The following is a 12,891-nucleotide window of genomic DNA, read 5'->3' on the forward strand; positions in this document are numbered from 1 at the left end:
AGATGTGACAGGATTCCGGCTCCGGTCTGTTATTTGGATGCTTGACAGATCTGTGAATAAGAGGTAAAATACATATACCCGGTAAGGGTATGAGAACCGAGAAGGAGAAGATATATGGAGGATAAAAATATAGACAAAGGATGCTGTTGCCACACGTCCAAGCATCGTTCGGAAAAAGAATACAAAGATCTGATGAACCGCTTAAGCCGGATAGAAGGACAGGTGCGAGGAATCAAGGGTATGCTGGAGAAGGATGCCTATTGTCCGGAGATCCTGGTACAGGTGTCGGCAGTGAATGCGGCATTGAACAGTTTCAATAAAGTATTACTGGCGAATCATATCCGTACCTGCGTGGCGGATGATATCAGAGAAGGAAAAGATGAGACGGTTGATGAGTTGGTAAAGGTTCTGCAGAAACTGATGCGGTAAACAATAAGAAATAAGATGACAGGAGGAAACAGACAACGATGATACAATATATTGTAACCGGTATGAGCTGCGCAGCCTGCAGCGCAAGAGTGGAAAAAGCAGTTTCAAAAGTACCGGGGGTAACATCCTGCTCAGTGAGTCTCCTTACAAACTCTATGGGAGTAGAAGGTACTGCAACGGAACAGGAGATCATTAAGGCAGTCAAAGATGCCGGATATGGAGCGTCAAAAAAAGGAGAAGGAGCAGCGAAGGCGCAGCCGGCACAGGCTTTGGCCGGAGAGGATATGCTAAAAGACAGAGAGACGCCGGTACTAAAGAGACGTCTGATCGCATCGGTGGGATTTCTGATCGTCCTTATGTATTTCTCCATGGGACATATGATGTGGGGCTGGCCGGTTCCGGGATTCATGAAAGACAATCATGTAATGATGGGACTGTTACAGATGCTTCTGACGATTGCAGTCATGGTGATCAACCAGAAGTTTTTCATCAGTGGATTCAAAGGACTGATCCACCGGGCACCGAATATGGATACCCTGGTGGCACTTGGATCCGGAGCGTCTTTTGTATACAGTACGTATGCACTGTTTGCAATGACAGATGCGCAGATGCATGGGGATATGGATGCAGTAATGTCTTATATGCATGATTTTTATTTTGAATCAGCAGCTATGATCCTTGCACTGATCACGGTCGGAAAGATGCTGGAGGCAAGATCAAAAGGAAAGACGACCGATGCATTAAAAGGACTGATGAAGCTTGCGCCAAAGACAGCGGTTGTGATCCGTGGAGAAAAAGAAGTTCAGGTATCGATCGAACAGGTACAAAAGGGAGATTGCTTTGTTGTAAAACCGGGAGAGAATATTCCGGTTGACGGAGAAGTCATAGAAGGAAACAGTGCAGTCAATGAATCTGCTCTTACAGGTGAAAGTATTCCGGTAGATAAGGCTGTCGGTGATAAGGTATCAGCCGCAACCGTAAATCAGTCCGGATATCTGAAGTGCCGTGCGACCAGAGTCGGCGAGGATACGACACTTTCGCAGATTATTCAGATGGTAAGTGATGCGGCTGCAACGAAAGCACCGATCGCAAAGATTGCGGACCGTGTATCCGGTGTATTTGTGCCAATGGTTATCACAATTGCAGTGCTCACAATTATTGTATGGCTGATCGCAGGACAGAGTATTGGTTTTGCGTTATCCAGAGGAATTGCGGTGCTGGTGATCAGCTGTCCATGTGCACTTGGACTTGCAACACCGGTAGCAATTATGGTCGGAAATGGAATGGGTGCCAGAAATGGTATTATGTTCAAGACAGCAGTTTCACTGGAAGAGACTGGAAAGATGCAAATTGTTGCGCTGGATAAGACCGGTACGATCACAAGTGGAGAACCGAAAGTGACAGATATCATTCCGGCAGCGGGAGTGACAGAAGATACCTTATTAAAATGTGCGTATGCACTGGAGAATAAGAGTGAACATCCACTGGCAAGAGCAATCCTTGAAAATGCAAAAGAGGAAAATGCCGGCATCGAAGAAGTTACCGGATTCCAGGCTCTTCCGGGTAACGGCCTGACAGCCATATTGGATGACCATACATTATATGGAGGAAATTATACATTTATCAGCAGTAAGGTATCCGTTGATGGAGATATCCAGAAGAAGGCAGAGAAACTTGCCGAAGCAGGTAAGACACCATTATTCTTTGGAAATGAAGACCGTTTATTAGGTGTAATTGCAGTGGCGGATGTCATCAAAGAAGACAGCCCGCAGGCAATCAAAGAATTACAGAACATGGGAATCCATGTAGTCATGCTGACCGGAGATAACGAACGTACTGCAAAAGCCATCGGACAGCAGGCCGGAGTTGATGAAGTGATTGCAGGCGTACTTCCGGAAGGAAAAGAGCAGGTGATCCGTAAGCTGAAAGAAAAAGGAAAAGTTGCGATGGTCGGGGATGGTATCAACGATGCACCGGCACTTACAAGAGCCGATATGGGTATTGCGATCGGAGCCGGAACGGATGTTGCGATCGATGCGGCAGATGTTGTTCTGATGAAGAGCCGGTTAAGTGATGTGCCGGCAGCAATCCGCATGAGCCGTGCGACACTCCGTAATATTCATGAGAACCTGTTCTGGGCATTCTTCTATAATATTATCGGAATCCCGCTTGCGGCTGGTGTATGGTATCCGCTGTTCGGGTGGAAATTAAATCCGATGTTCGGTGCGGCAGCCATGAGTTTATCAAGCTTCTGCGTAGTATCGAACGCATTGAGATTGAATCTTTTTAAGATGTATGATGCATCAAAAGATAAAAAATTAAAAGCCAAAAAAGAAAAAAAGAGATCCAAGAAGGAGGACAAGACAATGAAAAAAATAATGCATATTGAGGGAATGATGTGTGGACACTGTGAGGCAGCTGTAAAGAAAGCACTGGAAGCACTTCCACAGGTAGATGAAGCAGTTGTAAGCCATGAGGCAGGAACAGCAGAGCTGACATTAAATGCAGAGATCGCAGATGATGTGCTGAAGAAGACAGTAGAAGACAAGGATTATACGGTGACATCTGTGGAATAATCTATGATTTCTTATATACAGAGTATACTTTTTATTTGAAGCATCCAAAGAACACTGCTATACTTAATTATAAGTATCATAACGAGGAAGGAACGAAAGTTAATGAGAAAGAGTGGAATGTTAATGCCGGTCTCTGCACTTCCGGGGGCATATGGAATCGGATGTTTTTCAAAAGAAGCGTATGAATTTGTAGATATATTAAAAGAAGCAGGACAGAAATTGTGGCAGATCCTGCCGCTTGGACAGACAGGATACGGTGATTCACCGTATCAGTCTTTTTCAACATTTGCGGGAAACCCGTATTTTATCGATCTGGAGACGCTGATCGAGGATGAACTTCTGACAAAAGAAGAGTGTGACCAGGCAGATTTCGGAGAGAATGAAGAAGAAATCGATTATGAAAAAATATATAATGCAAGATTTAAAGTATTAAAGCTTGCATATAAAAGAGCCAAAAAGAACGGATTGATGGAAAGTAAGGCATACCGTACTTATCTGGAAGAAGAAAAAGCATGGCTTGCGGATTATGCATTGTATATGGCAGTGAAAGATTCATTTGACGGAAAAAGCTGGGATCAGTGGGAGGAAGACATCAGGCTGCGTAAGCCGGAAGCAATTGCGGCATATCAGGAACAATTAAGTGCAGAGATTGATTTTTATGAATTTCTGCAGTATCTGTTCGCCGGACAGTGGGCCGGACTGAAAACATATGCCAATGAACAAGGCATTGAGATTATCGGGGATATCCCGATCTATGTAGCATTTGACAGTGCAGATACCTGGGCGAATCCGAAGCTGTTCCAGTTAGATGAAGAGAATCTGCCGGTTGCGGTAGCGGGATGTCCGCCGGATGCATTTTCGGCAACCGGGCAGTTGTGGGGGAATCCATTGTATGCATGGGATTACCATAAGAAGACAGGCTATGACTGGTGGATGAAGCGGGTGGCCTGCTGCTTTAAATTATATGACATCATCCGTATCGATCATTTCCGTGGGTTTGATGAATATTATGCAATCCCGTATGGAGATGAGACGGCAGAGAATGGTGAATGGATGCCGGGACCGGGCATGGATCTGTTCCTTAAGATGAAGGAAACATTAGGTGACCTTCCGATCATTGCGGAAGATCTGGGATTCCTGACGGATACGGTGAGACAATTGTTAAAAGACAGTGGTTATCCGGGAATGAAAGTACTGGAATTCGCATTTGTGGCAGGAGAGGACAGTGATTATCTTCCACATAATTATGATAAAAACTGTGTAGTTTATACGGGAACCCACGATAACGATACCCTTCAGGGATGGTATCAGACACTTTCCGAAGAAGATAAAGAGATGACAAAGGAATATCTGAATAATCCATATACTCCGGATGAAGAAGTACACTGGGATTTCATAAGTCTGGCGATGAGAAGTGTGGCAGATACGTGCATCATTCCGGTACAGGATTATCTGGGACTTGGTAATAAGGCAAGAATTAATATGCCATCTACACTCGGCGGTAACTGGATGTGGAGAATGAAAAAAGGCGCATTTACAGATGAACTGATCAAGAAGATCAGAAAAACGACAGAAGTCTGCGCAAGATAAACATAACAGGAAACAAAAAGAAAACACAATATTCAAACGAAGGATTCACTGAGAAGGGAATGGAAACGTTTTGGATATTGTGTTTTTCTTTTTGTTTTGTATATGCCAAAACCTCTGATTTTTCATAAAAGTATAATTTTTGATATAAAAAGTATGATTTTTGCATAACAGATATGATTTTTGGTAAAGAAAAAGTATAAAAAATTATAGAATGAGACTGTAATATGTTAAGATGGTATTAATAAAAGGTATGAGGTGTACTATGGGGTTGTTAAAACTGGTGATCGTAGATGATGAGCCGATCCTGCTGGAGGGTCTGGTAAAGACGTATGACTGGAACGGTATGGGATATGAGGTGGTTGGTTTTGCGCAGAGCGGAGAGCAGGCGTTAAAGGTAATACGCGAAAAAAAACCACACGTAGTGCTGACAGACATCAGGATGAAACAGATTTCCGGACTTATGGTAATGGAAGAAATCAAGAAAGAGAACCCGGAGTGTCAGTTCGTGGTATTAAGTGCATACAGGGATTTTGAATATGCGAAGAAGGCATGTGATCTGGGGGCATTCGCATATCTTCTGAAGCCGATTGAAGATGAAAAATTACAGGCGACGATGACAGATGTCGGTAAAATCTGTGAAGATCAGATCAGAAATGAGGAAAAGTATGACCGCTGGGAGAGACTTCTGAAAAAGGACGGAGATGGATTTTTGCAGGTTGTCGTGCAAAAATATGTCCAGAACCGGCTGCCGGAAGAAAAAGTAGATGAAGTCTTCCATACGCTGCAGGATGTCATGAAGGAAGGGGACCGGTTTATTACAGTATATGCAGATCTTGATCTGGCCTATAAGATTACCAATGAACTGGAATATGAAGCCTCGAGATTTTCCATGGTCAGAATGATTGAAGAAAAGATCGCAGAGAGATTCACATACTGGAAATTCGAGAGTGAAGAAGGACATCGTACATTTATTATAAAGACGCAGGAGAACACAGCGGTACATGAATTGAAAGAACTGCTGGAAGAGGTAAAAAAAGAAGAGAACAGCCCGGTTATTGCAGCAATATCCAAACCATATAAAGGGATCCGCGGAATCAGAAGAAGTTTTGAAGAAGCACAGAGATTGTTCGCTGTTACAAATGCATCCGGAGCGGGAGTATTTACAATCCCGGAGACTGTTGAAGAAAAAGAGGAAAGCCCATATCCGGCGGAGGCAGAGATGATGGTGGTCAACAGCGTGCGGAAGAACGACGCCGTACAGTTAAAGCAGGCATTTGTACATTTTATTTACCAACTGCCACACAGAGAAGAACTGCAATGCCAGTATATGCACAAGATCATGGTAAAGACAGAATTCATGTTAAAAGACAGTTACGGGATGGACGAATCACTGAATCAGCAATTTGAAAATTATTATTCGAATATGAGAAACTTAAAGGCGGCAAAAGCGGTGGATGTCTGTTATAAGATTCTGGGAACTGCTATTGAAAAAAGACTGGAAAATGCAGAGAAGAAAGAGAATAAAGGATCAAAAGAATACATTGCAGCGGCTGTGGCATATATAGATGAACATCTGGATAATGAAGATCTTTCGATTGTATCAGTGGCGACACATGTATATCTGAATCCGGTATATTTTGGACGGGTATTCAAGAATACCTTTCATATGACATTCAAACAATATCTGTTGCAGCGTAGAATGGAGCTGGCAAAGAGACTGCTGGAAGACGGAAGAACCAGCATCGGTAATATCTGCGAGCAGGTCGGAATCAGTAATCCATCCTATTTTTCACATTTGTTTAAAGAATATACAGGACAGCTTCCGAGAGATTACAAAAGGGAATATGAAGTATGAAAAAAAGTAAAATGTCAGGAATCCAGAAAAAGTATCTGAAGTATATGTGTACGCTTCTGATACTGGCACTGGTTCTTTCCAGCATCTGTGTATGGACTTATGTCAGACGGAATATGACAGATGTGATTGTGGATAAGTATGAATTCATGAATGAGAAGATGGGGATAGCCCTGGATAATCTGTACCGGAAGACGGATGCCGTGACAGCGGAAATCATCCTGGAAAATGATGTGCAGAAGAGTCTGAAGAATAAAGAACTGCAGGAAGTAGAGAAGAATGCACTGAGCAAATATTTTGCATATATAGATCTAAATCATGTCGCTGATTACTGCTACATTGATAATAAAAGAAATGTTTACGCAAAATCCTATTCCCAGATTGGTTATTCGGATTTTCAAAGCAGCGGTCTGCGTGAGAAAATGGGGGATGAGTATGCGAAGACGCAGTGGATATGGACCCGGGATTACCTGTTTGGTACGGGGAACGAAGCTTTGTTTATCGGAAGATATGTGAACAGTATGGATTACGCACACGAACCTGGAATCGTGTATCTGAAGATGAATCAACAGTTTCTGGAAAGTGTTATGGATAAAGACAGGAAGATTGCAAAAGATGTTGCAGTGGGAATCATAAGTCCGGAAGGAAAGACTTGCATCCGGCAGGAACCGGAAGATCTCAGTATCGAAAAAAGGACAATGAAGAAGATTACGGAACTGACCAGAACGAAAAAATCCGGTGTGATCGTGCGGGGAAAAAAGATAGAAGGCGGGATTTTACAGGCATACCGGCAGGAAGAGACAGGGATGGTGATCTTTACACTGGTGCCGGATATGGTATTGAATCAGGGAATGATGCAGATATTGATCGTATTACTCACTATCTATGCGGTGATCGCAGTGTTGGCGTTTGTATTAAGTCTTTATGCATCACAGACATTTACCCGGCCGATCAGACAGATCAGTGATGCCATGACAAGTTTTGATGGAAATGATTTTACACATACCATTCAGATCCATACGGATACAGAACTGGATAAGATCGGGCATGCCTATAACGAGATGTTAAAGAATATCGAAGAGTTCCAGAACGAGGTCAAGAATCAGCAGAAAGAACTAAGAATCAGTGAGATGAATACGCTGATCAGCCAGATCAATCCGCATTTTCTCTATAATACTCTGGATACCATCTATATGCTGGCGCGGATCAACGGGGAAGAGAAGACGATGAAGATGATACAGGCACTGTCAAAGTATCTGCGTCTGTCACTGAGCAAAGGACGTGAGATTGTGACAGTAGAAGACGAGCTGGAAAATGTAAAAAGTTATATGGAGATTCAGCAGATCCGCAATGAGAATCTGTTCCGTTATGAGATCGAATGTGCAGAAGAACTGAAAACAAGGTGGATATTAAAGCTGATCTTACAGCCAATTGTGGAAAATGCAGTCAAATATGGATTTTGTGATATCTTCGAAGGCGGTCTGATAAGGATCAGTGTCACTGAACAGGCAGGACAGCTTACTTTCAGTGTCTATAATAACGGAACTCCGATGGAAGAGCAGATGGCGGAGAAGTTAAACGGACTGTCAGAGATACCGGTATCAAAAATGAAAGACAGTTTTGAAGACAAAAAACATGGTTACGGTGTGATAAATATCATTACGCGACTGCGGTTAAAGTATGGGGAGGATGTGAGATTTTTCTATGAATCGGATACAAATGGAACCGTCTGTGTTATCCAGATCCCGGATGACGGGAAAGAAAACTGTGAACAGTAGACGGATTATGGCAGCAGTGATGGTGATCGCCATGCTGACAGCACTGACCGGCTGTGCGGGAAAAGAGAATACACAGACCAGAAAAAAGAATAAAGTAGTAGAGATCCCAATGATCCTTACCGTAGATTCCAGTACCGGTAATAAGAATGAAGAGGAAGTGGTGGAGCGGTTCAACAGGGCATACAAAGGGAAGTATCATATAGATGTGGACTGGGTGATGGAGACAGAGGAAGAATACCGGAAGAATCTGAAACGTATGAATGTGACAGATGAATTACCGGCTATTATCACTGATCTGCGTATGCTTCCGTCTTTCTATCAGATGATGATCAAGAAAGGCAGGATTGAGGACCTGACACCTTACATAAACGAAGATCAGGAATGGAAAGATATGATCGAACCGTCAGTAATGGAATCGGTCCGGGAAGAGGATGGAAAGATTTATCTGGGTCCGGTCAGCACGGCGGCATTCGCCTGTTCAGGGGTTTTCTGGAACCGGGAGTTATTTGAACAGGCAGGAATCAGCAGATTTCCTGAGACATGGGAAGAATTCTGGAAATGTTGTGAGAAACTGAAAGCAGCAGGGATCACGCCGCTTGCCCTGCATACGGAAGGAACAGCATGGGCCGCAATGCTGCTTGCAACAGCAGAAGTAGCAGGAAGTGAAGAAGGTGCGGCATTCATGAAGCAATTATATCCGGATACCTATCAGAATGAACCGGGGCTGGAGATAGCCGGTACATTAAAAAAATTATTCCAATATACGACCCAGGATGCATTACATAATGATTTTGACGTAGCTCATGATAATTTCGTGGCAGGAAATGCAGCGATGATACCTAATGGTTACTGGATGATTGATCAGATTCCGGAGGAAATGCAGAAAAAAGTATGTTTTTCTACATTTCCTGAAAATAAACTGATAGGCTCACCAGAGACATTCGGCTGGGCAGTTGTATCAACTTATAGTGAAAAGGTGAAAAAAGGAGCAGTTGAGTTCCTCAAATTCAGAACGAAATTGAATAAAGAACAGAAAGAAGAATTGCTGAACAGCAGGACAAGACAGGAAGGAACGCTGTTGGATGATTATCTGAAGGCTTATACGGGAAATCCACAGATTGTACCGAATTATCAGGTGAAGTGGAATTCACTGCTACAGGAGGATGTACTGGGAGAATGTCTGGCGGAACTGGCACAGGGAAAGATAACGGAGCAGGAATTCACGCAGGCAGAAGACGAAAGCATCCGGCAGTTTGAAGAAGAACAATAGATATGTTTTTTTGTATATCAGGTTGTTTTATTGATACAGGGTTTGAGCGCATTTCTGTTAATATAATGACAACAAGAGAAACGAAGGTTTCAAAAAAGAAAGGCGAGGGAAATGAATTATGAAAATGCGTAAAGTTGTATCAGCAATGCTGGTAGCAGCCATGGCAACAGGAATGGTTGCAGGATGTGGAAGCTCTTCTGACAGCAAGTCAGACAAGAAAGACGCAAAAGGAAAAGTATACTACTTAAACTTCAAACCAGAACAGGATGAGCAGTGGCAGGATCTGGCAAAAGAGTATACAAAAGAAACAGGAGTGGATGTAACAGTACTTACAGCAGCATCCGGAGAATACGAAAAGACATTAAAATCTGAGATGGCTAAGAGCAATGCTCCGACACTGTTCCAGGTAAACGGACCGGTTGGACTTGCAAGCTGGAAAGATTACTGCTACGATCTGAAAGATTCTGATGTTGCAAAACAGCTGACAAGTGATGATTTCGCACTGATGGACGGCGACAAGATGTCAGGAATCGCATACGTAATAGAAAGCTACGGAATCATTTACAACAAAGAACTGTTAAAGAAAGCAGGATACTCAGCTGATGATATCACTAACTTTGACAGCTTCAAGAAAGTTGTAGAAGACATCACAAAGAATAAGGACAAACTTGGATTCTCAGCATTTACATCCGCTGGTATGGACGGATCATCTGACTGGAGATTCAAAACTCATCTGGCAAACCTTCCAATCTACTATGAATACAAAGATGAAGGAATCGATAACACAGATGCTATCAAAGGAACATACCTTGATAACTACCGTCAGATCTGGGATCTCTACATCAACAACGCTACTTGCAAACCAACAGAACTTTCTACAAAGACAGCTGACGATGCAACAGCAGATTTCGTAACAGGTGATGCAGTATTCTACCAGAATGGTACATGGGAATATAACAACATCAAAGACGTCGGAGATGACAATCTTGGAATCCTTCCAATCTACATCGGTGTAGAAGGCGAAGAAGATCAGGGAATCTGTACAGGTACAGAGAACTACTGGTGTGTAAACTCCAAAGCATCTGAAGACGACATTCAGGCAACACTTGATTTCATGAACTGGTGTGTAACATCTGATGATGGTGTAAAGGCAATGTGCAAAGACATGGGATTCACAATTCCATTTAAGAAGAACCTGAAATCAGACAACGTACTTGTTAACGAAGCAAACAAATATACAGAAGACGGAAAGACTCCTGTATCTTGGAACTTCTCAACAATGCCATCAGAAGAGTGGAAGAACGGAGTGGGTTCTGCACTGACAAGTTACGCAGCAGATCCGACAGATGCAAACTGGGCAAAAGTTACAACAGCATTCGTTGACGGATGGGCAAAAGAAGCTGCAGCAGCAAAATAAAAATAAAAATGTAACAATCAAAATAGTTATATGAAGTGAGTAGTGGCGGGCGGTTGCAAGAAACACCCGCCGCTTTTATGAAAAAGTGCAGGGAAATGAAGCGGAGATTCTCTGCATGGAAGGAGGAATTTATTATGGAAAAATCCATCAAACGTTATATGCCGATTTTCGTGCTTCCAACGTTTTTTGCATTTATTCTTGGCTTTATCGTTCCTTTTATTATGGGAATCTGGCTTTCATTTTGTAAATTTACAACCGTAACAGACGCGAAATTCGTAGGATTTTCAAATTACATAGAAGCACTGAAAGATACGGCATTCCGTCATTCATTCTGGTATACCGTACTGTTCGCGATTGCCTCTCTTCTGATCATTAACATCATAGCATTTGCACTTGCAATGGCACTGACAAAAGAAATGCATGGAACAAATGTCTTCCGTACGGTCTTCTTCATGCCGAACCTGATCGGTGGTATCGTACTTGGATATATCTGGCAGCTGATCTTTAACGGAGTTCTTTCCAGATATGGTACCGCACTTGCTCTGAATGAGTGGTATGGCTTCTGGGGACTGATCATTCTGGTCAGCTGGCAGCAGATCGGTTATATGATGATCATCTATATTGCGGGTCTTCAGTCCATTCCTGGTGATGTCATTGAAGCAGCAGAGATTGACGGAGCAAATAAGATCCAGACATTATTCAAGGTAACAATCCCGATGATGATGCCATCGATCACGATCTGTATGTTTCTGTCAATTACAAACGGATTCAAGTTATTCGATCAGAACCTGTCCCTGACAGCCGGTGAACCGTCTAAGATGTCTGAGATGATGGCGTTAAACATCTTCAATACGTTCTACGGACGTACCGGATGGGAAGGAGTCGGACAGGCGAAGGCAGTCATCTTCTTTGCGATCGTAGTTGTGATCGGTATGATCCAGTTACGTGCAACACGTTCTAAGGAGGTACAGCAGTAATGAAGAAAAAAACAAGTAAATTAAGCTGGTTTGGAACAGGTGCATTTACGATCATCGGTATTGTATATATCATGCCGATCCTGATCGTGCTGATCAACTCATTTAAAAATAAAGTATTTATCAACAAAGAACCATTCAAACTCCCGACAAAGCAGACATGGGTAGGAATCGATAACTTCCTGTCCGCAATTGACAAATATGAACTGCTGAGTGCAGTCGGCTGGACTGTATTTATCACAGTTGGTTCCGTACTTGTGATCCTTGTATGTACTTCTATGTGTGCATGGTATATTACAAGAGTAAACAGTAAGTTTACAAAACTGTTATATTTATTCTGCGTATTTTCCATGGTTGTTCCGTTCCAGATGGTTATGTTCACCTTATCGCTGGTAGCTGACCGTACAGGGCTTCGTACACCTTGGGGAATCATCATCATTTACCTCGGATTTGGTGCAGGTCTTGCAGTGTTCATGTTCTGCGGATTTGTAAAATCCATTCCACTGGAAATTGAGGAAGCAGCAATGATCGACGGATGTACACCACTTCGAACCTTTTTCTCCGTTGTACTTCCGATCATGAAGCCGACATACATTTCCGTAGGAATCCTGGAGACGATGTGGATCTGGAACGACTTCCTGCTTCCATACCTGGTACTGGATCTGAATAAGTATAAGACAATCTCAATTGCGATCCAGTATATGAAGGGAAGTTATGGACGTGTAGATATGGGTGCTGTTATGGCAGCGCTGATCCTTGCGGTAATTCCGGTAGTTATCTTCTATCTGGCTTGTCAGAAGCATATTATCAAAGGTGTTGCAGCCGGAGCTGTAAAAGGTTAATAAGGACAAAAAAGAGATTTGGCATTTGGATATGTCAGATCTCTTTTGGAATATGTAAAAGTATATAAGAAAAGTTGACAGCGGTGGAGAATGAAGATATCACTTGACATTTTTCACTTATTTTTTAAAATATAGTGAGAGATGAAGAGGAGTAGTTTTTATT

9 protein-coding genes are annotated in these 12,891 nt (G+C 42.7%); all 9 read left to right on the forward strand.

Annotated elements, in window-relative coordinates:
* Positions 1–114: 114 nt before the first annotated feature.
* A complete protein-coding gene (locus tag NKF87_RS03000) occupies positions 115–429 on the forward strand; it encodes a metal-sensing transcriptional repressor (protein ID WP_055284928.1) in 315 nt (104 codons plus the stop codon).
* Between the two features lie 38 nt (positions 430–467).
* Positions 468–3,005 (forward strand): heavy metal translocating P-type ATPase, encoded by a 2,538-nt coding sequence (locus tag NKF87_RS03005; RefSeq protein WP_055284926.1) that lies wholly within the window; start codon positions 468–470, stop codon positions 3,003–3,005.
* 102 nt (positions 3,006–3,107) lie between these two features.
* Positions 3,108–4,595 (forward strand): 4-alpha-glucanotransferase, encoded by a 1,488-nt coding sequence (gene malQ / locus NKF87_RS03010; RefSeq protein WP_055284924.1) that lies wholly within the window; start codon positions 3,108–3,110, stop codon positions 4,593–4,595.
* 262 nt (positions 4,596–4,857) lie between these two features.
* The gene (locus NKF87_RS03015; RefSeq protein WP_117598442.1) at positions 4,858–6,450 is read left to right on the forward strand and encodes a response regulator transcription factor; all 1,593 of its coding nucleotides are present in this window, start codon (positions 4,858–4,860) and stop codon (positions 6,448–6,450) included.
* Positions 6,447–8,225 (forward strand): sensor histidine kinase, encoded by a 1,779-nt coding sequence (locus NKF87_RS03020; RefSeq protein ID WP_055282242.1) that lies wholly within the window; start codon positions 6,447–6,449, stop codon positions 8,223–8,225. The genes NKF87_RS03015 and NKF87_RS03020 overlap by 4 nt, the downstream gene beginning before the upstream one ends.
* Positions 8,215–9,495, forward strand: a complete 1,281-nt coding sequence (locus tag NKF87_RS03025; RefSeq protein WP_242998915.1) for an ABC transporter substrate-binding protein — start codon at positions 8,215–8,217, stop codon at positions 9,493–9,495. Before NKF87_RS03020 ends, NKF87_RS03025 begins: the two co-directional genes overlap by 11 nt.
* Positions 9,496–9,613: 118 nt before the next feature.
* The gene (locus NKF87_RS03030; protein ID WP_055282244.1) at positions 9,614–10,912 is read left to right on the forward strand and encodes an ABC transporter substrate-binding protein; all 1,299 of its coding nucleotides are present in this window, start codon (positions 9,614–9,616) and stop codon (positions 10,910–10,912) included.
* Positions 10,913–11,046: 134 nt separating this feature from the next.
* Positions 11,047–11,889 carry a carbohydrate ABC transporter permease gene (locus NKF87_RS03035; RefSeq protein ID WP_044920163.1) on the forward strand — a complete coding sequence of 281 codons (843 nt, stop codon included), beginning with the start codon at positions 11,047–11,049 and terminating at the stop codon, positions 11,887–11,889.
* The gene (locus NKF87_RS03040; protein WP_055282246.1) at positions 11,889–12,728 is read left to right on the forward strand and encodes a carbohydrate ABC transporter permease; all 840 of its coding nucleotides are present in this window, start codon (positions 11,889–11,891) and stop codon (positions 12,726–12,728) included. Before NKF87_RS03035 ends, NKF87_RS03040 begins: the two co-directional genes overlap by 1 nt.
* Positions 12,729–12,891: the final 163 nt, after the last annotated feature.

Origin of the sequence: Dorea longicatena, from assembly GCF_024168045.1 — a bacterium.
Classification (GTDB): Bacteria; Bacillota; Clostridia; order Lachnospirales; family Lachnospiraceae; genus Dorea_A.

Excerpts from the sequence above, each read along its gene's own strand:
- NKF87_RS03000 (WP_055284928.1), top strand. The coding sequence starts at position 115 with ATGGAGGATAAAAATATAGACAAAGGATGCTGTTGCCACACGTCCAAG.
- malQ (WP_055284924.1), top strand. The coding sequence starts at position 3,108 with ATGAGAAAGAGTGGAATGTTAATGCCGGTCTCTGCACTTCCGGGGGCA.
- NKF87_RS03030 (WP_055282244.1), top strand. The coding sequence starts at position 9,614 with ATGAAAATGCGTAAAGTTGTATCAGCAATGCTGGTAGCAGCCATGGCA.
- NKF87_RS03040 (WP_055282246.1), top strand. The coding sequence starts at position 11,889 with ATGAAGAAAAAAACAAGTAAATTAAGCTGGTTTGGAACAGGTGCATTT.
- NKF87_RS03035 (WP_044920163.1), top strand. The coding sequence starts at position 11,047 with ATGGAAAAATCCATCAAACGTTATATGCCGATTTTCGTGCTTCCAACG.
- NKF87_RS03015 (WP_117598442.1), top strand. The coding sequence starts at position 4,858 with ATGGGGTTGTTAAAACTGGTGATCGTAGATGATGAGCCGATCCTGCTG.
- NKF87_RS03005 (WP_055284926.1), top strand. The coding sequence starts at position 468 with ATGATACAATATATTGTAACCGGTATGAGCTGCGCAGCCTGCAGCGCA.
- NKF87_RS03020 (WP_055282242.1), top strand. The coding sequence starts at position 6,447 with ATGAAAAAAAGTAAAATGTCAGGAATCCAGAAAAAGTATCTGAAGTAT.